We start from the raw sequence: 25,761 nt of genomic DNA, 5'->3' as shown, positions 1-25,761 counted from the left end.
GGGTCCCAATTCAAATAAAAAAGTCCACTATGCGTGAACTTTTAAAACTTCCCGATCTATCAAGCTGTTCAGTAAATAATGATATTGCTCTACGAGTGGTTGGTCTTCCTCTCGTTTAAAAATATTAACCGCACGAAGTCCATTTCCAGTTACTGTGCTCATTTTCAAACCGTCCAAATCCTTACTTACCGAAACTTTAAGTTTAATGCCTTGATTATATGGTGATGTCGGATCAAGAGATCGTTCCAGATTATACACACCGTTGTTGGTTTTAACGAAACCCAAGTCAAGCAAAGAATATTTTTTGATCTTCGCGTTAATCTCATAACTTTTTGAATCGCCATCCACCTGAACTAATTTTTGAAATGCCATTGAGTATCACTCCTATTTCGTTAATCTTTTAATAATTGTTATTAATTGTTCGCAAAAATAGTTAACATCATCCTCAGTTGTAATTTTACCAAAACTAATTCGGATTGACTCACTAATTCGAGGAGACTTTGAACCGTACATAGCAGTCAAAACATGTGAAGGCTCCAAACTTCCAGCGGTACATGCTGACCCACCAGAAATTGCAATTCCGGCCAAGTCAAGATTTGTCTGCATAACATACGTCGATAACCCCTTCAGCCAAATATTAAAAACATGTTGGACGTTGTTTTCATCAACTGAGCCATTTACCTCAAACTCAATATCAGCTGCTTTTAACTGCTGCATAATTATCTCTTTAAAATGCATGTACTTTTTCTGAAGGTCATATTTATGCTCATTTCCCAAAAGCTTTACTGCCTGAGCAAATCCCGCAATATTAGCAACATTTTCTGTCCCAGCACGTCGCTTATCTTCTTGCTCTCCACCTAAGATAAAACTATCAAAATTAACGTTTCGATTTTTATACAAAAATCCAGTCATTTTAGGGCCATTTAATTTGTGCGCAGATGTTGATAGTAGGTCAATATGATCTCTTTTAACGTCAATATCCAAAAGACCAAATGCTTGAACCGCATCAGTATGAAAAATAGCCTGGTGATCCTTTAAAATATCTCCAATTTCTTTAATTGGCATATGACTTCCAACTTCGTTATTGCCCATCATAATACTAACTAGAATTGTTTGGTCATCAAGTGCCTTCTTAAAATCGTCCAAATTAATCAAACCGTTTTGATCGACATCTAAGTATGTAACCTGAAATCCTTCGCGTTCTAAAAGTTCCATTGGACGAAGAACAGATGGATGTTCTATCTTAGTTGTAATAATGTGTGTACCGTGACTTTTATATCTTTTAGCCACTTGGCGAATTGCTGTATTGTTGCTTTCCGTTCCACCACTTGTAAAAATGATTTCGTCCTCATCGGCGTTAATGCTACTTGCAATAACTTGTCTTGATTCATCCAATACAGCCCTGGCTTTACGTCCAAAGCCATGTAGGCTGGACGCATTTCCCCAGTTATTGGTTAACTGATCACTTATTGTTGCAACGACAGACGGATCCGTTGGTGTGGTTGCAGCATTATCTAAATATACTTCACGCATTAAATATCATCCTTCTTCAAAAAAATTCAATAACATTTTAGCCGATCTTTTACCTGCCTCAATGATAAAATCATCAAATGAAACATTGGCTTCATCATCACCAGTATCAGACATTGCACGAATAACCAAAAATGGTTTTTTAAATTGATGTGCTACTTGTCCGATTGCAGCACCTTCCATTTCACAACATAATGCATCAGGAAAATTTTTCAAAATCTTATCCGTCGCTTCTTTACTAGCGATAAACTGATCTCCTGTCACAATTAGCCCTTCAATAACATTTAAATTATTCTCATTGGCAGCATTTTTTACAGATTTAATTAACTTCTCATCTGCTGTAAAGCGAGCAGGTTGTTGAGGTAATTGACCATACTCATATCCAAAAGCAGTTGCGTCTACATCATGGTACGCAACCTCGCTAGACAATACCACATCTCCAACTTTTAATCCCGATCCAATTCCACCAGCAGAACCAGAATGAATAACAGCATCAACTTTAAAATTAGTAACAAGAAGTGCCGCTGTAATCCCTGCTTCAACTTTTCCAATTCCAGATCGAACTAATACGACTGGCGTCGAACCAATTACTCCATCGTAAAATTCAATTCCTTGGATGTTAGTTTTTTTATTTAATTCTAAGTTAGCCAAGAGCGATTGAATTTCTTCTTCCATCGCACAAATAACACCATATTTCATTATATAATCTCTCCCACTATCCAACAAAAAATAAGATCAAAAAAACAGCGATGATTGCAATTACTAAAGTAACTATCGCAATATTCAGCTTTTTAGCCAAAGCCTTACTCTTATTCTCGGCCGCCTGTTCTATACTTTCTCGTTGCTCTTGTTGAAAACGTTCTGCCCGAGCTGCACGTGAACTATCATCAATATTTGTTGAGTTATTTTCTACTTGTTCTTCTTCAGTAATTTTATTTTTTTCAAATGCAGCTCTGGTCTGTTTTTTATTCTTTTTTGTATTTCGGTAACTCTCACGTGTTTCGTTCAAATCACTCATTCTCATTCACCTGCTTGATAGTTTGCCTGCCAATAATAAATTGCTAAAACCGTTTTAGCATCTTCAATTTTACCCAATTTAACTGCAGTGAGCGCTTCATCAAGAGAATATTCAAAGATATTTAAATTTTCACCAAAATCCTGTGGTAACTTGGTTTCGACAGGTGATAAATCTTTTGCAGTAAATAAAACCATGTATTCATCAGCGAAACCAGGAGACGAATAAAATCCAGCAACTTTTTTAATATCTGCAGATTGTAGTCTTACTTCTTCATTTAATTCTCGCTTAGCTGTTTCCAAATATGTTTCGCCGTCTTCAACTTTACCTGCAGGTATTTCAATTGTTGTTTTGCCGACAGGAGTGCGCCATTGCTCTTCAAATATTGCCTTTCCTTCATTCGTAAAAGCTAGAATTGCAATAGCATTTTGATGTTTAACCACATCCCGATTTGCGAGTTCACCATTTGGTAATTTTACAGTTTGCTTGTAAACATCTATGATCTGTCCCTTATATTTAGAATCCGATTTAACAACTTCTTCTTCCATGTTCATTACTTGTCACCTCTTATGACTTCTAGAGCTACAAGCCCATCAACACCGGGTGCTGACAAAATCTGAACCTGCTCCCCAGCCTCAAGCGTTTTAAATGAATCATCGTCCGTTTTAATAACTGAATAATGCACGAAAGCTCGCTTACCATCCTCTAATTTAATAAAACCAAAGCCCTTTGCTTTATCAAAAGTATCAACTACACCATTTTCCACGCGAATTCCTCCAAAAGTTTACTAATTAACATTTTAAAGGTCTTAGCAGAATAAGTAAACTCATGACCCCGAAAACAGACAAACGTTTTGCTAAACTATTTTAATTTTATACATAATAAAAAGCTTTTTAAGCATGGACAACAATCCAAGCCCAAAAAGCTTTGCTAATTTTAATTCTCAAAACCATTTTCAATTGCTTCTGGAAAATTATCACTCACAATCTTTGCACAACTTGCACAAAGATTTTCAAAGTTTTTATCTTCCCCAACATCTGTCTTAGTCATTCGACAGCGATCACAAACTTTTCCAGCCGCAGCCTGAACTAATACTGATACCCCATCATATTTATCTGAGGATTCGTTAGCTTCTTCTAAACTGTGTAGGTTAATTTGGGACACAATCAAAATTAATCGTAGGTCCACACCAAGTTCTTTCACAAGGTTCATGTTTTCATCACTTAGGTATAAATCAAGTTGCGCTTCCATTGATTTACCAATTAATTTACGATCACGAGCTTCTTCCAATGACTTCATAACATCGGAGCGAATGTCACGAACTTTATTCCATTTTTTAAGTAGTGTTTCATCAACATCTTGAGGAGCATCCAAATCAGCCAGTTGAACAAATTCTTCTGGTTCTTTTAGATATTCCCAAATTTCCTCAGTTGTATGTGGCAGAACTGGTGTCATCCACTTAGTTAATCCAACTAAAATATCGTAGAAAACAGTTTGCATTGAACGACGCTTTAAACTTTTAGCTGGCTCAATATAAACAACATCTTTAGCAAAATCAAGATAAAATGCTGATAAATCGTTAATCATAAAGTTCATTAGTGTCTTAAACACATTGATAAAATCATAAGCTTCATATGATTGATTTAGCTCGCCAATTACTTGATTAAACCTATTAAGCATGTATTTATCTTCGGTATTTAATTCTGAAACTGCAACCCGATCTTCTTTAGGATCAAAATCACTGGTATTTGCTAGTAAATAACGAATAGTATTTCGAATTTTTTTATAAGAATCGGAAATCTTTACAAAATTTTCTTGAGATACACGTACATCTGAAGATGAATCAATAGAAAGTACCCAAAGACGGATGATCTCTGCCCCCATCTTTTGAATGATCTCTTCTGGAACGATTGTATTTCCAAGAGACTTACTCATCTTATGGCCTTTACCATCAAGAGTAAATCCTTGTGAAATAACAGATTTATAAGGTGCCTTACCAGAAACAGCCACACTAGTAATCAAACTTGAGTTAAACCATCCACGATACTGATCAGATCCTTCAAGCACTAAATCTGATGGATAAGTTAAATAATCACGATGTGCTAAAACGCCTTGATGTGATGAGCCAGAATCGAACCAAACATCCATAATATCATTTTCTTTAGTAAAGATCCCATTTGGTGAATGCTCACTCGTAAATCCGTCTGGTAATAGATCTTTTGCTTCTCGTTCAAACCACACGTCTGACCCAAACTGACCAAACAATTTTGCTACATGGTCTGTCGTTTCCTTGGTAATAATTGCTTCACCATCTTCACCATAAAAGATTGGAAGTGGCACACCCCAAACACGTTGTCTCGAAATTACCCAATCACCACGATCGCGAATCATATTATGGAGACGTTTTTGACCCCAATCTGGCTTGAACTTAACATCCGTGATTGCATCAAGGATACTATCACGGATTTTATCAACAGATGCAAACCACTGAGGTGTTGCACGGAAAATAACCGGTTTCTTAGTTCTCCAGTCAAATGGGTAACTATGTTCGTAAGGCATTTCAAGCAATAATAAATTAAGATCTTTTAATTTATCCAAGGCAATCTGGTTAGCGTCTTCATAAAATACACCTTCAAAATCTGATCCAGCCTCAGCGGTCATCACACCTTTATCATCAACAGGAACTACAATATCAAGTCCGTATTCTTTACTTACCCAAAAATCATCCTCGCCAAAACCAGGTGCGGTATGAACGAGCCCCGTACCGGCATCAAGAGTCACAAAGTTGCCCAACATAACAACTAGTTTTCTGTCTTCAATAAAAGGATGTTGGACTAAAATACGGTCCAATTCACTCCCTTTTACTAACTTAATTGTTTTCACATTCGTCCAACCAAACTTTTCGCTAACTGATGAAAGCAATTCGTTTGCTACGACAAATTTTCGGCTTTCACCTTCAGGTTGAACAACGGCATAGTCAAAGTTGGCGTCAATTGTTACACCCTCGGAAGCAGGAATAGTCCATGGTGTTGTTGTCCAAACGACAACATAAGTATCATTATCAAGAACATCCTTACCATCAATAACTTTTTCAGCATAGAAGGCGGAAGGCGAAGTAACATCATGATATTCAACCTCGGCTTCAGCCATTGCTGATTCTGAAGACCATGACCAAAATACTGGCTTTTTCCCCCGATAAATCAATCCTTGTTCAGCCATTTTTCCAAATGTTTTGATTTCTTCGGCTTCAAATTCTGGCATTAATGTCAAATATGGATTGTCCCATTCTGCAGAAATGCCAAGACGCTTAAAATCTTCACGTTGTTTATCAACTTGCTTTAAAGCGTATTCTCGGCAAAGCTTTCTAAACTCAGAAGTGGACATTTTTTTTCGATCATAACCATCTTTAGCCAATTGCTGTTCAATTGGTAGACCATGGGTATCCCATCCTGGTACATATGGCGAACGAAAACCGTTCATTGATTTATACCGAACAATAATATCCTTTGAAATCTTGTTCATTGCGTGTCCCATATGAATATTTCCGTTTGCATATGGTGGCCCATCATGAAGTACAAAAGAAGGCTTTCCTTCATTTAATTTTTGACGTTTCTCATAAATTTTATTTTCAAACCAAATATCTTCACGTTTCTTTTCATTAACTGGAAGATTACCTCGCATTTTAAACTTTGTTTTACCAAGATTTAACGTGTCTTTTACTCTCATTCTATGTTCTCCTATCTTTTTATATAAAAAAGACTTCATCCAACAAGGGACGAAGTCTTTCGCGGTACCACCCAAATTAAAGATGCAATCTACAGCATCTTTCGCTTGAAATGCGGTACCGAGCATTAATCGTTAGTCTCAAAAGTGATCTAAATATCGCTAATAATGCCAATCTTTCACCATCATTGACTCGCTAATAATTATCTACCGCGCTATTTCATCTTTATCTTTGACTTATTTTTTTTCATCTTCAGAACTAATATGGAAGCCTTGATCAGTCTCCAAACCAGTTTTCTTAGTTTGTTCTTCTGGGAAGACAACTACAGTCTTAGGCTCATTTGATGTATTGCTGGTACTGGACTCTTCATTCTTAATTGGGTCATCACTTTCCTTGCTTTCTGACTCAACTGGAAGCGCTGGTGTATCGGCAGAAACATCTTTCAACTCTCCTGAGTTTACACTCTCCAATTTAGGGTTGTCAAGATAACCATTTCGTTTCATAGCATCTTTTATTTCACCAATTGTAAGAAGTTCATCGGAGTTAAGTAAATTCTCCCAGTCCTTACCCTTAATCATCTGTAGCTGTGCCTCAACCATCACCTCAAGCTTTTGCCTAAAACTACGAGCTTGATTCTTTAAATCTTCGGTTGCAACCACCATCTTTTGAGCACGCCCTGCTGCTTCACCAATGTATTCTTCAGCTTGTTTGTGGGCTTCATCAACAACCGTAGAAGCTTCCTTTTGAGCTTCCTTTGTTGTAAATTCTGCTTCACGTTTTGAACTAATCTTTACCTTATCTGCAGCCTCTTGAGCGACCATAATTGATTTATTTAGGGAGTCTTTCATTTCATCGAAATACTCAATTTGTCCCTTAGCATCCTTCAATTGACGATTCAAACTATCGATTTCATCCTGCATTCGGCGATGTTCAAATGCAATATCATCTAAGAAACTATCAACTTCAACAGGGTTGTAGCCCCTCATTTTCGTTGAAAAGTTTTTCTCTTGAATATCTTTTGGTTCAATTGCCATCTTAAAGTCTCCTAACCATTGTTTTTGATAAACTTAATTGTTAAACGTAGCTTACCTTTTTTTGTCTCACCATTCAATTCTTCAACGCGAATTCGGCCAAACTGCCGAACTGAAATCATGTCATTTAACTGCAATTCAAAGTCCGGTTTTTCAACAATGCTCCAGTTCACCCTAACACGTTTATGCTCAATTAACGCCTTTGCACGTTGCCTAGAAACATTAAAAACATTAGAAATAACCAAGTCCAGTCGTAGTGACTTAACTGTTGTGTCAGTCTCCTCCCAGTCTTCTGATGGTTGAATGATATTTGTCATTTCCAATTCTTTCAACTGTACTTTAATTTTACCAATTCGAGTTACTTCATTCAAAAAGAAATTGCTAAGTTCTCGGTTAACAATAATCTGCCAAGTCTCACCTTCAGAAATAATATCTCCAAAAGTATTTCGTTCAATTCCCAAATTAGCGAACGTTCCAAGAATTTGGCGATGCTCTAGCTCCGCAAATTTAGTTGGATAATCAATCATTAGAATCGACAAATTAAAATCTGCTTCAATAGGTTGGAAATAATCTGGAAAAACGAGTCCTCGTTTTAATTCTGAATTAGAAAAGCCTCCATCAAATTCCACACGAATATCATCTACGCGGTTTACCAAAGTTTGTAAAATATATTGTTCCCTTGGATTTAAAAAGTTTGTTAAAACCGGTCGATTTTGATCGAACACTTCTTGAATCCATCTCCCCGCATCTGCCAAAAACGGTTCCTCATCAGCACGAAAATGCTGTGTAACATTATTATCCATAATTACATACCAAACAAAAGAATGCTGATGTACTGAATACCTTGCATTACAAGATCCAGTACAAAAAGTGCAATTACTGGTGAAAAATCAATTCCAAAAAAAGGAGGGATAAATCTGAACCATCTCATATATGGCTCACAAATTCGGTCAATAAAACGACCCAAAGCTGATTGTCTTGCACCAGGAAGCCATGACATCAAAACCCATACAAAAATCAAAAGCATGTAGATTTGAATTACAACCTGTAATAAACTAAAAAACTGAACAAAAATCATTATTATTCTCTCTTTGCATTTAGAATAAAGAGAGCTGAGAAACACAATTACTGCATTTCCAGCCCTCAAAGTGTTAGATCACACTTGCTTATTATTTTCCACGGCGTTTAAAAAATGGAGGAGTATCAACTACATCATCCGAACTCTTGTCAGAGCCGTCATTAAACGCATTAAATTCTTTCTTTTCTACACCATCAAAGTCATTGGAATTTTCGTCGGGGCGTACATTTGACGATTCATTTTGACGCAAACTCCAATCAGCGAAAGGGTCACTTTCTGGCTTTGCAGTGGTGTTGCTAGAAACATTGTTATTAAGATTGTCAGTAGAACCAGATGCTCGTCTTGCTTCCCCATTACTGCTTTGATTATTCACACCACTACCTGATGGGTTATCAAAAACTGTTCGTTGTGGTTGACGATGAAGTGATCCACGACTACTCTTCTTATCAATTCCCGTCGCAATAACTGTAACACGAACTTCGTCTTTTAAACTTTCATCAATCGAAGTACCAAAAATGATATTAACATCATCATTAGAAGCTTCTGTGACAATCTGCGAAGCAGCTTGAGCTTCAAACAATGATAGATCAGGGCCACCAGTAATGTTTAGAAGAACTTGTTCAGCACCATCAATTGAAGTTTCAAGTAATGGCGATGAAATAGCCTTCTTAGTAGCTTCTTCAGTGCGGTTTTCACCTGAAGCTGAACCAATTCCCATTAAAGCAGAACCTTGGTTTTCCATAACTGTCTTGACATCCGCAAAATCCAAGTTAACATATCCTGGTGATGTGATTAAATCCGAAATACCTTGAACACCTTGACGTAAAACATTATCCGCCTCATTAAAGGCTTCCATCATTGGAGTCTTTTTATCAACGATGTCTAACAAACGGTTATTAGCAATAATAATTAAAGTATCAACATGTTCCTTAAGATTTGCAACACCTTCAGCAGCAAAACGTGAACGTTTAGGCCCTTCAAAACCAAATGGACGTGTAACAACTCCAACAGTTAAAGCACCCTGTTCCTTAGCAATTGCAGCCACCATTGGAGCAGCTCCAGTACCAGTTCCACCACCCATTCCGGCAGTAACAAAGACCATATCTGCGCCTTCAAGGGCTGAAGCAATTGTTTGTTGACTCTCGTCAGCAGCCTTAGAACCAACTTCGGGTGTTGAACCTGCGCCTAATCCTTTAGTAAGTTTAGGTCCAAGTTGAATTTTAACGTCAGCATTTGATGCCTGCAAAGCTTGAACATCAGTATTTGCAACAATAAATTCAACGCCCTTCAAGCCTTCAGCGATCATACGGTTTACGGCGTTACCACCACCGCCACCAACACCAATTACTTTGATATTTGCACCTGTATTTTTATTTTCGTCCATTGAAAATTCCATGAATTTTTCCTCCATTATTTTAACTAGTCAAAGAAGTCATTAAACCATTTTCTAAAACCATCTACTCGATCTGAGTTTTTTGGTTTTGGTGTTTCAGACGTTTCCTGAGGTTTAGCGGTAGTTCCCTTTTCGTCATTGCTAGATCTATCCCTTGAAAACAACTGTGAAATTCGCCCAGTTGTACCTACAGCATTAGAGCTGCCTTCATGCTGTTCATCACTATAGTTTGATTCTTGTTCAGGAACAACCCGAGCAGTCGAAACCATAGCGCTCTTTACCAAAATATCAACTTCACTTAAATTAGTTTCATATTCAAGTAATGACAATGCTTGAGCGAACGCAGGGTGCCTGAGTCCCATTTGATCTGGTGAATATATTTTAGTATTCAGTCCGAAAACATCAGCTACTAATTCGACAATTCCCGGCAAAGCTGCACCGCCACCGGTGATAACAATTCCACCTGGCATTTCAAGAGCGCCAACTGATGCTAACCTTTCCTTCACATTATCTAAAGTCTGTTCCAATCTCGCTTCAATGATCTCACTCAAATACTCTTCAGATACTGCAACTGGGTCATTCTGCCCAACAACGTTTACTGGAAACGAATCTTGACTAGCTTCTGAAGACATAGCATAACCGTACTCACGTTTAATTTTTTCTGCGTTCTCCAATGAGGTATTTAAAACAACCGAAATGTCCTTTGTTATATATTGTCCACCCTCTTGTTCCACACACGTGTACTTCAAATAATGATCATGAATAACAGCAGCTGTTGTTTGACCAGCTCCCAAGTCCATTACAATTGTTCCAAAATCTTGTTCCCCGTCATTTAAAATTGTCTTACCTAGTGCTAACGGGTTAACAACTACATCAATGACATCTAATCCTGCTTGATTAATTGCTCGTTTCAAGTTATGAATAATTGTTTTAGGACCTGTAAGTAATGACCCCGTCATCTCAAGACGAACTCCGACCATTCCACGAGGATCCTTAATACCATCAAAGCCATCGACGATAAACTCATCTGGTAAAACATCAACAACTTCTTGCTCAGGTGGCAAATTATGTAACGAAGCTGCATTTGATACGTTAATAACGTCCTGGTTATTTATTTCCCTAGAACTGTCTGAAATAGCGATCATTCCACGACATGATTCAATTTTAAGTAAGTTGGCCGGAATTCCCGCCACAACTTCTTGAATTTGAATATTGGCTTTCCGCTCTGCAGATTCGACTGCTTTTCGAATAGCAAACGCAGCCTTGTCGATATCAACAATCACACCGCGATTCATACCGTCAGAGCGCTCACTACCCACACCAATAACATTCATCTGACCTTTAACATACTCGGCAACAATGACTTTTATTGAGGTGGTTCCAATATCCAGTCCAACGTAAATTCCTGAATTTCCCATAATAAAGGAACCTCCTAGTCGTTCATATACACTATTTTATATAAATTTTCATATATTTCTAAGTCTATCATACCTTAAAGCGTTTTAAAAATTAATATTTACTGCTTTAAAAAGATTTTTGAGTGCTTTTACTTTGACTAATATCCTTTTTATTGGTGGCACTCTTTGATTCCTTTGTTTTATTCTTTTTTTTGACTGTAGTAGTGGAACTATCATTAGAATTATTTTCCTCATCCTTCATTGAAAATGGATAGGAGTAAGCCCCTACTTCAAAATTAATAATTCCCTTATTTTTCATTGAAGCCGAAATTTCAGGATAATACTTCATTTTTTTATCAAAAGTATCAATGATCGCGTAAACTTCATTTCCATCATTCATATACAATTGAATTCTATTCGGAATAGTTTTTGTAGGTGAAAAATCAACTTCTGATATGGAATTTTGAACACTATTTGGGATACTTGAGTACTTTCTTAAAAACTTATTTAAATTTTCATTCTGTTTAAAGTTACGGAAAATTGGATAGTTCCCAGATGGCTGTGTTTGGTGTTTTCCCACCATTGTTCCGTCTTGCTTAACAGTGTAATATAAACCATTTCTAACCACGTAACCCATTACAGCATTTTCGGTAATTCGAATTTGTATCCTATTATTTTTTCCATTTATCAAAGATACTTTTTCAATATCAGAAAACCCCTTTTTAATTTTTGACTCGGTTTTGCTTCTATTCCACAAGTCCGTTACTAAAAGTTGATTTTTCTTTATACCACTTTTTTTCAAGATAGCACTGTCAGAAACGCGTTTATTGCCAACAACCGAAACAGTTCGAACCCTACTAAACGGTGTAGCAAGGTAAATTCCACCAATTACTACGAGAGACATCATCACGATCAACGAGACCGAAATAACATTGAATTCTAACAAATGAATATTTTTGAACCAATTAACCACATTGGCAAACCATTTTTGTAAATGATCGTTAATCTGACTGGTAGAATATTTCTTATTCTTATTAGATTTCTTTATTTCGGATCTTTTTACCTTACCAAAACTATTTCGATTATGTTCTTTTTGGTATTTTGCCCACGGGCTTAAATCATCAAGCTTTTTCTTTTTTGCCATGATCAGCTACCTTTTTTAATTGAGTTCAAAATCTGATAAATTTTTTGAGCAGCGTCAGGTTCTCCCATATTCAAAGCACTTTTTGCCATTTTTTCTCGATATGCATCATCATCCATTAAATTGTTTAATTTATCCATTAAAACTGCAGAATTCAATTCGTTTTCAGGAATGATCTCCGCAGCACCATTGTTTACTAAACTCATTGCATTTTTGGTTTGATGATCATTAGTAACATACGGACTTGGAATTAGAATAGATGGAATCCCTAGGGCCGTGATTTCAGCGAGGCTGGTAGCTCCAGCTCTGCCAACAATTACTGACAATTTACCTAAAATTTCTGGCATATTATCAATATATGGTTTAATTACAACATTTCCCTTTAAATCTTCAGCATTGATTTGATCCATAATCTTTTGAAAATGGACGTTTCCTGTGACGATCAATGTTTGGTAATCTTGTTTACCCAAAGCTTGAATTGACTCCACAACCGTTTGATTAATCTTTTCTGCACCTCGGCTGCCACCAAAGATCAAGACAGTTTGTTTATCATCACTAAGACCAAATTCTTTCCATGAAGCAATTGCCTTAATTTGAGTTACTTGAGTTGCTCGCGGATTACCAGTGCTGACCACTTTTTTTTCAGGAAAATCTTTTTTGGCATCATCAAATGAAATTCCAATTTTAGTGACAAAGCGACTTAGAAATTTGTTGGTTACACCAACTACACTATTTTGTTCATGAATTAAAGTTGGAATCCCCATCTGACTAGCTGCAAATAAAACTGCTCCACTAACATATCCACCCGTTCCAAGCACTACATCAGGCTTAAACTCCTTAATCATCTTTCTTGCCTTGAAAACACTCAGAATGAATAAACCGATTGTTTTGAAATTTTCAATGGACATTGAACGTTTAAACCCTTGAATCTTAATTGTTTCGAACGGAATTCCCTGCTTAGGTACTATTTTACTTTCCAATCCCTTGTGAGTTCCAACATACATAATTTCTGAATCCGGTTCAGCTTTTTTCACTTCTTCTATCACCGCAAGAGCAGGGTAAATATGACCACCTGTCCCACCGCCAGAAACCATTAACCGCATAATTAATCAACTACCTTATCTTTTAAATTATTAACTACTTCAATAAATTCATCACCGCGAACTTCAAAATTTTTATATTGATCCCAGCTCGCCGCTGCCGGAGACAATAGGATAATATCGCCATCTGTACTATCCTTAAAAGCAGTTAGGACTGAGTCAGCAACTTTATCAGAGAATTTTACTTCTTTTATTCCTGCATCAGTTGCCATCTTCGCCATTTTATCACTTGTCTGACCGTTCACAATAATTTCCTTTACATTTCTCATTGAACTTGCCAATCGCGAATAATCATCACCACGATCAAGTCCTCCTGCTATTAAAATAATTGGTGAATCGAACGCTTGTAAAGCCACCTCAGTTGCTTCAATATCAGTTGCCTTTGAATCATTATAAAAAATTCGATTATTAACTTTTGATACAAATTGAATGCGATGGTTAACTCCTGTAAAACTAGATAACACCTTTTTAATAACTTCATTGTTAACGTTTTTAATTTTTGCAACAGCAATAGCGGCCAATGCATTTTCAACATTTTGATCCCCAGGCACACCGATTTTATCGGCATCCATCACAAATTCATTTTTAAAAAATATTTTCCCATTTTCAAGGTAAGACCCATCATGTGATAGTCCTTTTCTTGAGAATGGAATAACTTTTGCCTTACTCTTTGTGGATAGTTCTTGCCACTCAGGATTATCCCAATTCATGACAAGAAAATCATTACTCGTTTGATTTTCCGTAATTCTCATTTTGTCTCGCACGTAATTATCACGTGTACCATGCCAATCCAAATGATTCGAAAAGATATTATTGACAACTGCAATATGTGGATGAAGCTTATCGATCCCGGCCAACATAAAACTCGACAATTCCATCGTCACTATCTCACCTTTCGCTGCCTGTTGAGCAACTCTGGTAGCAGGAATACCAATGTTTCCTGCAAGGTGGGACGTAAATCCGCCGTCATTTAATAGTAAATTAATCATTGTTGTGACAGTTGTTTTTCCATTACTACCAGTAATTCCGATCAATTCAGCATCCATAATTTGATAAGCTAACTCTGGCTCTGAAATGACCAAAATATTGTCCTCTAAAGCAGCCACCAAAACCGGATTCGAGTAAGGAACACCTGGGTTCTTCACGATCGCATCGATTTTGTACGTTTGTAACATTGACTTGTCTTGATTTCCTAGTAAATATTTAATGTTTAAATCATCAAGTTCCTTTAACATTTCTGGATCCTGTTCCTTATTACCATCCGTTACAAACACATTTGCTCCCAGTTTTTGCAACAAAAGAGCGGCACTAAAACCGCTCTTCGCTAATCCAAATACTAAAATATTTTTATCATCATAGGTACTAATAGTTTTCATTTTTAAACTTCCAATTCTATAAAATAGCAATCAAACTGATAATGGCTCCGACAAATCCAACAGTCCAAAAAACGATGTCAACTTTCCATTCACTCCAACCAATCATTTCAAAATGATGGTGAATAGGACTCATTTTAAAAATTCTCTTGCCTGTCAATCTAAACGATGCTACCTGTAGTATCACGCTTAAGGTTTCTAAAACAAAGACAATTCCAATTAAAAGAAGTGAAATTTCCTGATGTAACAAAATTGAGACAGCTGCCAATGCACCACCTAGAGATAGTGATCCCATGTCACCCATAAAAATTTTCGCTGGTTTATGATTAAAAACTAAAAATCCTAACATAGCTCCAACTATTGTGAAACAAAAAATCATTACGGGTTGGTTATTGGCATGTACTGCAATGATTCCGTATGCTCCAAAGGCAATGATTGATAAACCTGCCACTAATCCATCCAAACCATCTGATAAATTAACCGCATTGGAAAAACCAGTAAGCCAAAAAATCACGAACAATACGTACCAAACACCCATATTCCAAAAACCAATTCCTGGCAAATCAATTCCCATTTTTGCATGCATATCAGCAATTACAACAAAAAAAATCACTGCCCCAATTGTGAGACCTAGCATTTTTTGCCAAGCTTTGAATCCTTCATTCTGCCTTTTTAACAGTTTAATACTATCATCCCAGCAACCAATCAATCCAAACTCAATTAAAACAAAAATTAAGATTAAAATACTCTTCGATACACCGCCATTTAAAAAACTAGCAAAAAGTGCCGTAACAGCCACTGCTACAATAAAAACTAACCCCCCCATTGTTGGGGTCCCAGATTTTTTTTGGTGCCATGAAGGACCTTCATCCCTGATCATTTGACCTTCATCACGTTTTCTAAAATAATTTATAAATCCTGGCAATCCAACTATGGTTAAAATTGCACCTAGAACAATTGATGTCCCAATAATCATATTAAATTCTCCCTATTTTAAAGTAACAACTAATGAAGTCTGTCCGTTAATAATCCTTTGACCAACATTTAATGATTGTTTGTCTACAAACCCATGTCCATTAAACTTAACCGAAATCTTACTCATCTGAGCAAATTTTATTACATCGTTTTTAGACCAACCTGTCAGATCCGGAACAATCACAGATCCACTTGTGCCCAATAGCACTCTCTGTCCAACTAATACCTTAGTTCCAGGATTAATTGACTGACTTGTAATAGTGTTATTTGTGCCAAGCTTAACAACTGCCACATTATCTTTACTTAATTCTTTTTTTGCCGTAGCGTAACTTGTTCCAACTAAATTGGGCATGTTAACCGAAGAAGTCAGAACTTGATTCTGTGTTTCCTCATTTGACTCTAAAGCTTGTTTCATTACTGGACCAAATATCTGGTCCATTAACTGCGTTGCCGTTTGAGTTCCTGGTAACTGCGGTTGCTTCATTGTTATATACATAATATAACGGGGGTTTTTAGCTGGAGCCATTCCTGCAACAGAATATAAGTAACTATCATCACCGTTTAAATATCCACTTCCATTAGGATTAGCTACCTGTGCAGTACCGGTTTTTGCTGCAATTCTATATCCTTTGATTTTAAAATCTTGTCCAATACCATAAGATTTATAAACAACATCTTGCATTAGGCTTCGAACTTCCTTAGCAGAAGAAGCTTTAATTGGTTGACCAAGATGTTCAGTTTTCATATTAAACGTAGTCTTCCCTGTATTGGGGTTAACGATTTTTTTAATAAATTGAGGTTTTACCATCTTACCGTTATTTGCAATCGCCGTAAATCCTTGTAGCATTTGCATTTGTGTGACATTGATACCTTGTCCAAACGCTGTATCAGCCCTTTCTATAGGGTAGTCGAATTGAATACTTCCAGGTAGCTCACCCGGTAATCCGGAATCTGTTGACTCCAACAATTTAAATCTTTTGATGTATTTCTCCCATGTTTTACCGCCCATTTTTTGTTCCAAATGCGCCATTGCAACGTTACTTGATAGGGCAAATCCCTTCTCATATGTGATTATTCCCCATCCGGTTCGCTGCCAATCCGGAATTACTTTACCATCAATTGTATAGGTTCCTGATTGATATGTAGCGTTTGGATTAAAATTACCACTGTCTGCGGCCGCGGCAACTGTAAACATCTTCATTGTGGATCCAGGTTCGTACGCAGTCTGGACCAACGCATTATTCCATGATTTACTTAACCCTTTTTTAGTTGACGCATTAAACGTTGGACGTTGTGTTGTTGCAAGAATTGCTCCTGTTTTAGCATCCATAATAGTAGCGCTCATCAAATTAGCATGCACAATTGACTGAACTTTAGACATTTGGGTTTCCATAATATTTTGAAGATTACTATTGATGGTTGTATATACCGTGTCACCGTTCACAGCAGGTCTTTCCACCTGCGATCCTGGAAGTTGATACCCAAATTTATCCTTTTGAATCGACCGCTCACCATCAGCTCCTATGAGCTTTTTATTCAGAACTTTTTCTAGTCCCATAATTCCTGATAATTGAGTTGAGTCAGTTCCCGAGTCATTTTTTTGAATTGCAAGTCCAATTAAATTTGAAGCAAATGTTCCATTTGGATAAAGACGTGCCTCAGATGACACAAAATTAATTCCAGTTAATTTATACGATTCAATCTTTTCCTTAGTTGCAACTGAAATGTTCTTCCCAGCCGAGCCAAATTCAACCTGGAAGGCTTTGCTATCTTCCGGATTTAATGCTTTAAAAGCTTTATTATAAGAAATAGGCAAGTATTTGCTTAAAATCTTGGCCGTTTTATCTTTGTTAGTTACGTAAAGTGGCTTATTATTTGGTCCTACCTGCTTTTTACTTAACACTGCATATAAGTCATAAGTACTAGTATCTTCAGCAATCGGTTGCCCATCAGAATCTAAAATTGAACCGCGTTGAGCACGAATTGTTTTGTTATCGGTGTAAAGTTTTTTAGCTTGACTACTTAAATTAACGCTTTGAACCTTGCCACTAACCGCAATATAAGAAAAGCGACCAATGATTGTCAAAAATATGACGGCTGCAATCAAGAACAGCCATCGGCCAAACATCTTCTGATTGCGTTGAGTCTTTTTTGTATCAGTTGTTCGCTTATTTAAATCTTTCATTTGTTAACATTCCTTATACTCCCTGAATTAAGAGAGAGGTCACCTTGTTTTGCAACTTGATCAAGCCTTCCTTGATCAGATAGCTGGCTTACTTCTTGTTTCAAAACGGTGTTTTGGTTTACCGTTTGGGTAACTTTCTCTTGCGTTGCTTCCATGCTATGTTGAGCATTAGATAATGTTATCTTACCAGAAACAACAACAATCATTAACCCCGCAAGTACAATTCCGAAAAATGTTAAAAGAAAGTTTTCAAATTTTGAGAGTGGCAGCTGCCGTGCCTTAACTACAGTATGAACTTGGTCAAAATCGCCGGCAACCGCACTATTCTTTGTTTTTTGATTCCTTTTTTGTATCGCACTTCCTACATACTCATTTTGTGCCATATGTATTCTCTCCATTTTATTTTATTTTTTCAATTACTCTTAACTTTGCACTATGTGAACGTCTATTTTGGTTAATCTCGTCATTAGACGGTAGGAATGGTTTACGTGATACTAATTTGAAGTTAGGTTTCATTTCTTCTGGAATAACAGGTAAGCCTGCAGGCAAATCTCCGACCTCGGTTTTCTCTTTGAACATGGTTTTTACAAGTCTATCCTCAAGTGATTGAAATGTAATAACCGCTATCCTTCCATTAACATTAATTAATTGTAAAGACTGTTCTAATGACTCCTCAAGTGCTCCTAACTCATCATTAACCGCAATTCTAATTGCCTGAAAAGTTCTTTTCGCCGGGTGTCCACCCTTTCTACGAGCAGCGGCCGGTATACCCTCTTTAATGATTTCAACTAGTTCCTCAGTTGTTTCAATTGCCTTCTTTTGTCGTTCGCTTTCAATTCTTCTAGCGATTGATTTGGCATACTTTTCTTCTCCATAACGAAAGAAAATTCGAATTAAATCCTGATAACTCCAAGCATTAACAATTTCTTTCGCATCAAGGCGTGCATTTTGATCCATTCTCATATCCAAGGGTGCATCAAAACGATAACTAAAGCCACGATCTGCCTCGTCAAATTGTGGGGATGAAACGCCTAAGTCATAAATAATACCGTCCACAGATTGAACGTCCTGTATTAATAATTCTTCCTTAATATTTCTAAAATTACTTTTAATTAAAGTTAGTTTCCCAGATTTGATTTCTTCCTTAAATTGCGTTGCATTAAAGTCAATTGCCGTTTGATCTTGATCAAAGGAATATAATCGTCCTTCCTTACCCAATTGAGATAAAATCAACCCGGTATGTCCACCTCCACCAAGTGTGCAATCAACATAAATACCATCTGGCTTTACATTTAATTCTTCAACTGTTTTTTCTAATAATACTGTTACATGGTTAAATTCATTCATAAATATCACAATCCAAAATCAATTAAATTTTCAGCAATGTCATCAAAGTTTTCTTCGGTTTCTGCTATAGATTCACTCCATCTATCTTCATCCCAAATTTCGAAACGGTTAGAAACACCAACTAATACGCAACTTTTACTCAGCCCTGCGTGCTCTCTCAGTTGCTTAGGTATGTTTATCCTACCTTGCTTATCAAAACTACATTGAGCAGCATCTGCAAATAAGAAACGTACAAATGCACGATTGTTACGCTTATTAGTTGGCAATTGACGTAGTTTTTCTTCAACTAACTTCCATTCTGAAAGTGGGTATCCAAAAATGCACCCGTCTAATCCTCTGGTAATGATAAAATCATCACCCAAATCATCTCGAAACTTTGACGGAACTATTAAGCGACCCTTAGTGTCAATAGAATGCTTATATTCGCCCATAAACACTACAGAATCGCCCCTTTCATTACGTATAAATTAATATTACCACTTCCCTCCACTTTCTACCACTTCATTTAATAAAATTAAATATTACATTGTAAAAAGCAATAAACGCCCGATTTAAACGTTGAATTAGTGGCTTTTGTAAAAGTGGGAGAATTTTATAGATTTTACTAATTTGATAATGCAATTAAGTTACTGTAGAATGTTCATGAAAGAATCTGAAAGAGAGATATTTTTTAATGAATAATAAAAAGAAAAAAACAAGCACTTTTCAAATCGTTCTCAGAACCTTTATATGGCTAATGCTTATCTTAACCATCGGAACCGCTGTTTTTACAGTTGTTCAGGCCCTCATTCCTGGGTACTAAATAAAAAAGTGATTCGCGGAAGATTTTTCCGTGAATCACTTTTTTATTTATAATATATTTGCAGTTATACTGGCATCCGCTACTCTTTTTGGCGATAAACTTTTCGAGGCTTGCTTCCCTCTTGAGGTCCAATTATTCCACGTTCTTCTAACTCATCAATTAATCTGGCAGCTCGATTGTATCCAATTCTAAATTTTCTTTGAAGCATCGAAGTACTTGCCTTTTGCATATCAACAACTAGTTCAACTGCATCCTCATAATATTCATCAATTTCAGAGTCAGCTTCACTTTGATTTGTTTCTTCATCGGTCACTACTAAATCATCGTCGTAGTCTGCATCCTGTTGATTTTTAACAAAAGCAATTACTCTTTTAACGTCATCATCCGATATAAATGCGCCTTGGACGCGTTCCGGCTTGTTCTGCCCCATTGGAAAATACAACATGTCACCTCGCCCTAAGAGTTTTTCGGCACCATTTTGATCTATGATAGTTCGCGAATCCGTACCACTGGCAACTGCAAATGCGATTCGTGATGGCACGTTAGCCTTAATCAATCCAGTTACAACATCAACCGAGGGGCGTTGAGTCGCAATGATCATGTGGATTCCAGCAGCTCTTGCAAGCTGAGCTAAACGAATAATTGCATCTTCTACTTCATTGGAAGCAACCATCATAAGATCTGAAAGCTCATCTACAATTACTACTATATAAGGTAAGTGAGGACGTTGTTTTCCATCTTGATTTAAATCATCCACTAAATCATTATACCCTTTTATGTTTCTAACATTAGCCTCAGCAAACAAATCATATCGCCGCTGCATCTCTGCCACAACCTTATGCAATGCCCGCGCTGCTTTTTTTGAGTCCGTAACCACTGGTGTTAGTAAATGAGGTATGTCATTATAAACACCTAGCTCAACTTTCTTCGGATCAATCAAAATAAATTTTACTTCGTCGGGCCGCGCATTCATCAGCAATCCGGTAATAATTACGTTAATCATTACCGATTTCCCAGAACCAGTCGCTCCCGCAATAAGTAAATGTTGCATTTTAACTAAGTCACTCAGAACCAAATTTCCAGAAACATCTCGCCCAATAGGCACCTGTAAAGGTGCATCTGAATGTGGTGCTTGCGCTTCAATCACATCTCGAAAACCTACTGGTGAAATATGCTGATTGGGAACCTCAATTCCAATTAAGGACTTTCCTGGTATAGGCGCTTCAATACGAATATCTTTTGCCGCCAACGCCAGAGCAATATCATCCGCTAATCCCACAACTTTGCTAACCTTTACTCCAATAGCAGGATGTAACTCATATTCCGTAACCGATGGCCCGAGCTTTACACTTTCAACCGTCGCATCAACGCCAAAACTATTTAGCGTTTCTTGTAATATTTTTGTGTTTTTCTTGATAGCATCATATTCACCACTCTGATCAGTTGCTTCAGTTTTAGTCAGTAAATTAGTTGAAGGCAATTTATAATCTGGATTGACCTGGTTATCCATACCAAAACCACTATCACTATCAGTTTTCTTCACATTATTATTCTTCATTTTGTCGGAAGCTACTTCAATTGTTGGTTCTGCGGTTTTATGTTCAACACCACTAGTTCCATCCACAATAATTGGTTCATTGTGGTCTGCAATTGGTTGTTTTGGCTCTACCTCTTTTGGAAATGAATCTTTCCTATTACGTTTAGGAATTTTATTTGAAGTTTTAGTTTGCTTTTTAACCATTTGGTTTACAACAGTCAGCAGCTTTTCTTTTAAAATATTAAACAGTCCCACTAAACGTTCAACTAACCAACCAAACATAATTGCAATGTTTTCAAGGACCTCATCAATCGGAATATTAAATAAAACAACAATTCCAAATACGAAAAGTAATGTACAAACTACCCACACGCCAATCAAGGTAAATGCAAAATGAGTTAACTCAAAAATACTTGCACCAATTACGCCCCCACCAACCGGATTATTGGCAGTTTGCTGAATAAAGCCTTCATTCACAGCATTAATGGTTACATTAAGAAAGTTAGAGCCAATTTGTTTTGATGACACAAAATTAATTTCCTCAAACAAAATATAGGCCATGTATATTAAACTTAATCCCCAAACATAATGCAATCTTTTCTTAAAAGAGAACTCTTTTCCAGTAAATAGCAAATAGCCACCATAAATCGTTAGTATGGCAAACACAACCTGACTCGTATTCCCAACAAAAAACCGAACCATATTTGCGATCACTATTCCAATAAATCCAGCATCGAAAAAACCTAATAACCCAACTAGAACAAAAACTAATCCCCAAATATTTTTAGCTGGAACTGTTTGTCGTTTCTTTTTCCTTTTCTTTGCCATTCCCGCTCCTATTTCAGCTTATCATTTTCATATAAATGACTTTTATCTAATCCAGGAAAATCTTGTTGCCTCAGTGCTTCATAAACAATTAGGGCAACCGTATTTGATAAATTTAGCGCGCGAATATTCTGGTCGTTTTGGGGAATACGAATTGCGTTTTCGGCATACTGTCGCATAAATGGTTCAGGTAACCCGGTTGTTTCCTTTCCAAACAAGAAATAATTATCTTCTTCGCTCACGTAATTTTCTTCACTGTATGCTTTACTTGCAAACTTAGAAACAACAAATAACCTTTGGATATTCGGTACAGTTTTTAAAAATTCTGGTAGATTTTCGTGGTATCTAATTTCAACTTTATCCCAATAATCTAATCCAGCACGTTGAACAGTTTTATCATTAATTTCAAATCCCAATGGCTTGATCAAATGTAATACTGAATTAGTTCCAGCACATGTTCTTGCAATATTTCCAGTATTGGCTGGCATCAATGGTTCAAATAGGACAATATGATTTGTCATTTAATTATAGTCTCCTTTAAGATAAAAAAAGTAGCAGCCCGTAACATTGCCACGAACTACTACGACATATTTAACTGCTGTCTAACAACGTTTCTAACTTTAAAAAGTCTAGCACTAATTTTAAATCAGAGCAATAAAACCTAAAGCCTAATATCCACCAATCTCACTTTTAAACACCTCAAATGCATGAGTGATCAATACCTTTAAAACAGCATAAATTGGAATTCCAAAAATCACACCCAATATTCCAAACATCTGTCCTGAAGCAAGTAATACAATCAAAATAGTGACTGGATGAATTGCTAAATTACTTCCAAGAATCAACGGCGAAATTAAACGACCCTCAATTGTTTGTTCAATAGCAAAAACAATCAATACTTCTAATAGCATCATCGGTGACATGAAGGCTCCAACCACAATTGAAGGAACCATGGCTAGAAAAGAACCTAGATACGGAATTAAATTCAAAAATCCGGCTGCAATTCCGATTATTAACGCAAACTTCAACCCAATTATTGTATACCCAATGTAAAAAAGTACACTTACAAAAAAAGCGACAATCAATTGTCCACGGATATATTGGCTTACTTGCGTATTAACTTCGTCTAAAATCTGTTTAAAACCTGCACGTCGATCTTTAGGGAAAAAATGAGCAATGTAACTTGGTAGATTATGACCATCTTTCAATAGATAAAACAAAATAAATGGCATCGTAATAATTCCGATAATTACCTTCGTCAAGGTGCTTAGCACACTTCCAAGCGACGTAACAGTATGATTAGCAAAATCACTCAAACGGGCCGTCATAGAAGCAACAGTATCTTTGTTAACATGTTGGATCTGTTTTTGTACCCCATCCAATCGGGGATCTTTCAAAAAGTTATTAACTTCAGAGGCCGCATGATTCCAATAGTCAGGCCAATTGTTAATTAAAGAAATCGTTTGACTTCGAATAACCGGAATCAATGCAACAATTCCCCAAATGATCAAAATAGTAATCAGGATAAAAATGCCTGTAATCGACCAAATTCTATTCCATTGGTATCTTTTTTCAAGCAAATCTACCAGCGGATTAAGCAAATAATAAAACACACCTGCCAAAACAATTGGAAGCCCAACAATTTTAAAGAACTGCTCAAATGGCGTAAAAATCCACGTCACTTTTGAAAGAAGTAACAACACTATTAATACCAGAATGGTTATTATTAGCCCATTAACAATCCTGTTATTTAAAATCAATCTACTAAACCAAGTTCGAAATCCATTAGTTTGCGGTCTATTTTTCATACAATTATCTCCAACTAATTATATTCAATAGTATCTCCGACTTTAAAGGTCGGAAAAGTTGAGGGATCAAGATAAATTGCACTTTCCATGGGTTTATCGGGAACTTCTTTAAAAACAAGGGTGACATGTCCAATTGTTGAAAGGTTCTTGTTAACCAAGCTTCCAACATAATTAATTTTATAAACACTTGAATTAATCTTGATACTTCCACCGATTTTGAGATCAAAAGCAGCATCCGTTAAAATTTTCTGTTCAATCGCAACATCTTTCAAATCCGAAGTCGCTGTCTCATCAAAGAAAATAACTAACCCATCCTCTTTTGAAATTGCGTTCTTACCAATACCCTTAACCTCTGCTTTTATCATAAATATCACTCCTGAATTAATAATAGTGTAATTGTATCATAAAAACTTGTTCGTAAACGCATTCATAGCTGATTATGATATACTTAATCCTATAAAATTCGAGGAGGCTTTACCATGATAGAAGAAATTCTTTTCGGAACCTATACAAAAAAAAATAGCCAAGGTATTTATAAAATGAAATTAAATACGGAGACTAAAACATTGAATCATCGGGCGTTGGTTGCCAAAATAAGTAATCCAACCTATATTACAAAAAGTAAACAAAATTTTATTTATGCAGTCGATAAGTATAACAACGACGGTGGTGTTGCAGTTATTGATACAAATGCAACACCCGCACAAGTCGTTCAGCATGTCGTTCAACCTGGTACTCCACCAGCTTATGTGACAGTAACTAGCGATCAAAAATATGTCCTCGACGCAAACTATCATGAAGGAACATTACACTCTTATGCAATTAAAAAGAGCGGTATTTTAGAGCCAGTAGATACTTTTTCGAATACTGGAAAAGGACCTCGTCCTGAACAAGACGGATCTCATCTTCATTTTGTTGATGAGACACCTGATGGCAAACTTGTGGCTTGCGATCTTGGTACCGACCAAGTATTCGTTCTTGATTTCAATGATGGACTATTCAGTGTAGCATCTACGTACCAGACCGAATCCGGATTTGGACCTCGTCATATCGTTTTTGCTCCAAACTCTAATACTGCATATTTAGTGGGAGAATTATCCAGTCAAGTTGAAGTACTATCATATTCTGCCGGTCAACTCAAACATATTCAAATCGTAAAAACCATCCCTGAAACTTATACTGAACATAATGGTGCAGCAGCAATCCGCATTTCGGCAGACGGGAGATTCTTATATGTATCAAATCGCGGTTTTAATACTATTGCAGTGTTTAGTATTAACTCGGATCACACTTTAAACGAAATCCAAAATATTACCACAGAAGGCGATTTCCCTCGAGATTTTAATTTTAATTCGGACCAATCGTTTGTAATTTGCGCTAATCAAGAAACAGATAATGTGACTTTGTATACCCGTAACGCTGATGATGGCAAATTAACCGCTGTTCAAAAGAACATTGAAGTGCCAGAAGCAGTTTGTGTGTATGTTGGATAAAGGAGTA

Annotated in this window: 26 protein-coding genes; 2 read left to right on the top strand and 24 right to left on the bottom strand. The window is 36.6% G+C overall.

The genetic code is table 11. From position 1 onward, the window contains the following. Positions 1 to 27: 27 nt before the first annotated feature. The 20 genes from PECL_RS03910 to mraZ form a co-directional block, all read right to left on the bottom strand. Positions 28 to 372, bottom strand: a complete 345-nt coding sequence (locus tag PECL_RS03910; RefSeq protein ID WP_014215289.1) for a DUF1831 domain-containing protein — start codon at positions 370 to 372, stop codon at positions 28 to 30. A 12-nt stretch (positions 373 to 384) separates the two neighbouring features. Further along, a complete protein-coding gene (locus tag PECL_RS03905) occupies positions 385 to 1,533 on the bottom strand; it encodes a cysteine desulfurase family protein (protein ID WP_014215288.1) in 1,149 nt (382 codons plus the stop codon). 6 nt (positions 1,534 to 1,539) lie between these two features. Then, a complete protein-coding gene (locus PECL_RS03900) occupies positions 1,540 to 2,229 on the bottom strand; it encodes a 5'-methylthioadenosine/adenosylhomocysteine nucleosidase (RefSeq protein WP_014215287.1) in 690 nt (229 codons plus the stop codon). Positions 2,230 to 2,245: 16 nt separating this feature from the next. Continuing rightward, on the bottom strand, positions 2,246 to 2,548 hold the full coding sequence (locus PECL_RS03895; protein WP_050899569.1) for a hypothetical protein: 303 nt from the start codon (positions 2,546 to 2,548) through the stop codon (positions 2,246 to 2,248). A 2-nt stretch (positions 2,549 to 2,550) separates the two neighbouring features. Continuing rightward, complete coding sequence (locus PECL_RS03890; RefSeq protein ID WP_041534594.1) at positions 2,551 to 3,099, bottom strand: NUDIX hydrolase; 549 nt, start codon at positions 3,097 to 3,099, stop codon at positions 2,551 to 2,553. After that, on the bottom strand, positions 3,099 to 3,311 hold the full coding sequence (locus tag PECL_RS03885; protein ID WP_014215284.1) for a cold-shock protein: 213 nt from the start codon (positions 3,309 to 3,311) through the stop codon (positions 3,099 to 3,101). Before PECL_RS03885 ends, PECL_RS03890 begins: the two co-directional genes overlap by 1 nt. Positions 3,312 to 3,481: 170 nt before the next feature. Further along, the gene (gene ileS, locus PECL_RS03880) at positions 3,482 to 6,271 is read right to left on the bottom strand and encodes an isoleucine--tRNA ligase (RefSeq protein WP_014215283.1); all 2,790 of its coding nucleotides are present in this window, start codon (positions 6,269 to 6,271) and stop codon (positions 3,482 to 3,484) included. Between the two features lie 234 nt (positions 6,272 to 6,505). Next, positions 6,506 to 7,303: a DivIVA domain-containing protein gene (locus tag PECL_RS03875; protein ID WP_014215282.1), complete on the bottom strand. Its 798-nt coding sequence runs from the start codon at positions 7,301 to 7,303 to the stop codon at positions 6,506 to 6,508. An 11-nt stretch (positions 7,304 to 7,314) separates the two neighbouring features. Continuing rightward, on the bottom strand, positions 7,315 to 8,103 hold the full coding sequence (locus PECL_RS03870; protein WP_014215281.1) for a YlmH family RNA-binding protein: 789 nt from the start codon (positions 8,101 to 8,103) through the stop codon (positions 7,315 to 7,317). Positions 8,104 to 8,105: 2 nt separating this feature from the next. Beyond that, entirely contained in the window at positions 8,106 to 8,378 is a 273-nt protein-coding gene (locus PECL_RS03865; protein WP_014215280.1) for a YggT family protein, read from the bottom strand. Between the two features lie 91 nt (positions 8,379 to 8,469). After that, on the bottom strand, positions 8,470 to 9,774 hold the full coding sequence (gene ftsZ, locus PECL_RS03860) for a cell division protein FtsZ (RefSeq protein ID WP_014215279.1): 1,305 nt from the start codon (positions 9,772 to 9,774) through the stop codon (positions 8,470 to 8,472). A 23-nt stretch (positions 9,775 to 9,797) separates the two neighbouring features. After that, a complete protein-coding gene (gene ftsA, locus PECL_RS03855; RefSeq protein WP_014215278.1) occupies positions 9,798 to 11,189 on the bottom strand; it encodes a cell division protein FtsA in 1,392 nt (463 codons plus the stop codon). Positions 11,190 to 11,295: 106 nt separating this feature from the next. Then, positions 11,296 to 12,312, bottom strand: coding sequence for a cell division protein FtsQ/DivIB (locus tag PECL_RS03850; protein ID WP_014215277.1), 1,017 nt, complete (start codon positions 12,310 to 12,312; stop codon positions 11,296 to 11,298). Between the two features lie 2 nt (positions 12,313 to 12,314). Continuing rightward, positions 12,315 to 13,412: an undecaprenyldiphospho-muramoylpentapeptide beta-N-acetylglucosaminyltransferase gene (gene murG / locus PECL_RS03845; protein ID WP_014215276.1), complete on the bottom strand. Its 1,098-nt coding sequence runs from the start codon at positions 13,410 to 13,412 to the stop codon at positions 12,315 to 12,317. A 2-nt stretch (positions 13,413 to 13,414) separates the two neighbouring features. Beyond that, positions 13,415 to 14,785 carry a UDP-N-acetylmuramoyl-L-alanine--D-glutamate ligase gene (gene murD, locus PECL_RS03840; RefSeq protein WP_014215275.1) on the bottom strand — a complete coding sequence of 457 codons (1,371 nt, stop codon included), beginning with the start codon at positions 14,783 to 14,785 and terminating at the stop codon, positions 13,415 to 13,417. A gap of 16 nt (positions 14,786 to 14,801) precedes the next feature. Then, entirely contained in the window at positions 14,802 to 15,758 is a 957-nt protein-coding gene (gene mraY / locus PECL_RS03835; protein WP_014215274.1) for a phospho-N-acetylmuramoyl-pentapeptide-transferase, read from the bottom strand. A gap of 12 nt (positions 15,759 to 15,770) precedes the next feature. Then, complete coding sequence (locus PECL_RS03830) at positions 15,771 to 17,942, bottom strand: penicillin-binding transpeptidase domain-containing protein (RefSeq protein ID WP_014215273.1); 2,172 nt, start codon at positions 17,940 to 17,942, stop codon at positions 15,771 to 15,773. Next, entirely contained in the window at positions 17,939 to 18,325 is a 387-nt protein-coding gene (ftsL, locus tag PECL_RS03825) for a cell division protein FtsL (RefSeq protein WP_014215272.1), read from the bottom strand. Before ftsL ends, PECL_RS03830 begins: the two co-directional genes overlap by 4 nt. 16 nt (positions 18,326 to 18,341) lie before the next feature. Further along, the gene (gene rsmH / locus PECL_RS03820) at positions 18,342 to 19,289 is read right to left on the bottom strand and encodes a 16S rRNA (cytosine(1402)-N(4))-methyltransferase RsmH (protein WP_014215271.1); all 948 of its coding nucleotides are present in this window, start codon (positions 19,287 to 19,289) and stop codon (positions 18,342 to 18,344) included. Between the two features lie 5 nt (positions 19,290 to 19,294). Beyond that, entirely contained in the window at positions 19,295 to 19,726 is a 432-nt protein-coding gene (gene mraZ, locus PECL_RS03815) for a division/cell wall cluster transcriptional repressor MraZ (protein WP_041534593.1), read from the bottom strand. Between the two features lie 236 nt (positions 19,727 to 19,962). Here mraZ and PECL_RS09850 point away from each other — a divergent pair, with 236 nt between their 5' ends. Continuing rightward, on the top strand, positions 19,963 to 20,091 hold the full coding sequence (locus PECL_RS09850; protein WP_081478603.1) for a DUF4044 domain-containing protein: 129 nt from the start codon (positions 19,963 to 19,965) through the stop codon (positions 20,089 to 20,091). Positions 20,092 to 20,170: 79 nt separating this feature from the next. On the opposite strand, the gene PECL_RS03810 is transcribed toward PECL_RS09850, so the two are convergent. The 4 genes from PECL_RS03810 to PECL_RS03795 all read right to left on the bottom strand — a co-directional run bounded on the left by PECL_RS03810 (position 20,171) and on the right by PECL_RS03795 (position 24,626). Beyond that, positions 20,171 to 22,456: a DNA translocase FtsK gene (locus PECL_RS03810; protein ID WP_014215269.1), complete on the bottom strand. Its 2,286-nt coding sequence runs from the start codon at positions 22,454 to 22,456 to the stop codon at positions 20,171 to 20,173. A gap of 8 nt (positions 22,457 to 22,464) precedes the next feature. Then, a complete protein-coding gene (locus PECL_RS03805; protein WP_014215268.1) occupies positions 22,465 to 22,974 on the bottom strand; it encodes a tRNA (cytidine(34)-2'-O)-methyltransferase in 510 nt (169 codons plus the stop codon). Between the two features lie 147 nt (positions 22,975 to 23,121). Then, on the bottom strand, positions 23,122 to 24,261 hold the full coding sequence (locus tag PECL_RS03800) for an AI-2E family transporter (protein ID WP_014215267.1): 1,140 nt from the start codon (positions 24,259 to 24,261) through the stop codon (positions 23,122 to 23,124). A gap of 14 nt (positions 24,262 to 24,275) precedes the next feature. Next, complete coding sequence (locus PECL_RS03795) at positions 24,276 to 24,626, bottom strand: PTS glucitol/sorbitol transporter subunit IIA (RefSeq protein WP_014215266.1); 351 nt, start codon at positions 24,624 to 24,626, stop codon at positions 24,276 to 24,278. 114 nt (positions 24,627 to 24,740) lie between these two features. On the opposite strand from PECL_RS03795, the gene PECL_RS03790 reads away from it, so the two are divergent. Next, the gene (locus tag PECL_RS03790) at positions 24,741 to 25,754 is read left to right on the top strand and encodes a lactonase family protein (protein WP_014215265.1); all 1,014 of its coding nucleotides are present in this window, start codon (positions 24,741 to 24,743) and stop codon (positions 25,752 to 25,754) included. The last annotated feature ends 7 nt before the right edge of the window (positions 25,755 to 25,761 follow it).

Source organism: Pediococcus claussenii ATCC BAA-344, from assembly GCF_000237995.1.
Classification (GTDB): Bacteria; Bacillota; Bacilli; order Lactobacillales; family Lactobacillaceae; genus Pediococcus; species Pediococcus claussenii.
Note: the sequence above shows the minus strand (reverse complement) of the source record. Positions and strands in the feature narration are given on the sequence as shown.

What these genes read in the sequence shown, in the direction of transcription:
- PECL_RS03910 (WP_014215289.1), bottom strand. Translation starts at nt 372, where the DNA reads ATGGCATTTCAAAAATTAGTTCAGGTGGATGGCGATTCAAAAAGTTAT.
- PECL_RS03905 (WP_014215288.1), bottom strand. Translation starts at nt 1,533, where the DNA reads ATGCGTGAAGTATATTTAGATAATGCTGCAACCACACCAACGGATCCG.
- PECL_RS03900 (WP_014215287.1), bottom strand. Translation starts at nt 2,229, where the DNA reads ATGAAATATGGTGTTATTTGTGCGATGGAAGAAGAAATTCAATCGCTC.
- PECL_RS03895 (WP_050899569.1), bottom strand. Translation starts at nt 2,548, where the DNA reads ATGAGTGATTTGAACGAAACACGTGAGAGTTACCGAAATACAAAAAAG.
- PECL_RS03890 (WP_041534594.1), bottom strand. Translation starts at nt 3,099, where the DNA reads ATGAACATGGAAGAAGAAGTTGTTAAATCGGATTCTAAATATAAGGGA.
- ileS (WP_014215283.1), bottom strand. Translation starts at nt 6,271, where the DNA reads ATGAGAGTAAAAGACACGTTAAATCTTGGTAAAACAAAGTTTAAAATG.
- PECL_RS03875 (WP_014215282.1), bottom strand. Translation starts at nt 7,303, where the DNA reads ATGGCAATTGAACCAAAAGATATTCAAGAGAAAAACTTTTCAACGAAA.
- PECL_RS03870 (WP_014215281.1), bottom strand. Translation starts at nt 8,103, where the DNA reads ATGGATAATAATGTTACACAGCATTTTCGTGCTGATGAGGAACCGTTT.
- PECL_RS03865 (WP_014215280.1), bottom strand. Translation starts at nt 8,378, where the DNA reads ATGATTTTTGTTCAGTTTTTTAGTTTATTACAGGTTGTAATTCAAATC.
- ftsZ (WP_014215279.1), bottom strand. Translation starts at nt 9,774, where the DNA reads ATGGAATTTTCAATGGACGAAAATAAAAATACAGGTGCAAATATCAAA.
- ftsA (WP_014215278.1), bottom strand. Translation starts at nt 11,189, where the DNA reads ATGGGAAATTCAGGAATTTACGTTGGACTGGATATTGGAACCACCTCA.
- PECL_RS03850 (WP_014215277.1), bottom strand. Translation starts at nt 12,312, where the DNA reads ATGGCAAAAAAGAAAAAGCTTGATGATTTAAGCCCGTGGGCAAAATAC.
- murG (WP_014215276.1), bottom strand. Translation starts at nt 13,412, where the DNA reads ATGCGGTTAATGGTTTCTGGCGGTGGGACAGGTGGTCATATTTACCCT.
- murD (WP_014215275.1), bottom strand. Translation starts at nt 14,785, where the DNA reads ATGAAAACTATTAGTACCTATGATGATAAAAATATTTTAGTATTTGGA.
- mraY (WP_014215274.1), bottom strand. Translation starts at nt 15,758, where the DNA reads ATGATTATTGGGACATCAATTGTTCTAGGTGCAATTTTAACCATAGTT.
- PECL_RS03830 (WP_014215273.1), bottom strand. Translation starts at nt 17,942, where the DNA reads ATGAAAGATTTAAATAAGCGAACAACTGATACAAAAAAGACTCAACGC.
- ftsL (WP_014215272.1), bottom strand. Translation starts at nt 18,325, where the DNA reads ATGGCACAAAATGAGTATGTAGGAAGTGCGATACAAAAAAGGAATCAA.
- rsmH (WP_014215271.1), bottom strand. Translation starts at nt 19,289, where the DNA reads ATGAATGAATTTAACCATGTAACAGTATTATTAGAAAAAACAGTTGAA.
- PECL_RS09850 (WP_081478603.1), top strand. Translation starts at nt 19,963, where the DNA reads ATGAATAATAAAAAGAAAAAAACAAGCACTTTTCAAATCGTTCTCAGA.
- PECL_RS03810 (WP_014215269.1), bottom strand. Translation starts at nt 22,456, where the DNA reads ATGGCAAAGAAAAGGAAAAAGAAACGACAAACAGTTCCAGCTAAAAAT.
- PECL_RS03805 (WP_014215268.1), bottom strand. Translation starts at nt 22,974, where the DNA reads ATGACAAATCATATTGTCCTATTTGAACCATTGATGCCAGCCAATACT.
- PECL_RS03800 (WP_014215267.1), bottom strand. Translation starts at nt 24,261, where the DNA reads ATGAAAAATAGACCGCAAACTAATGGATTTCGAACTTGGTTTAGTAGA.
- PECL_RS03795 (WP_014215266.1), bottom strand. Translation starts at nt 24,626, where the DNA reads ATGATAAAAGCAGAGGTTAAGGGTATTGGTAAGAACGCAATTTCAAAA.
- PECL_RS03790 (WP_014215265.1), top strand. Translation starts at nt 24,741, where the DNA reads ATGATAGAAGAAATTCTTTTCGGAACCTATACAAAAAAAAATAGCCAA.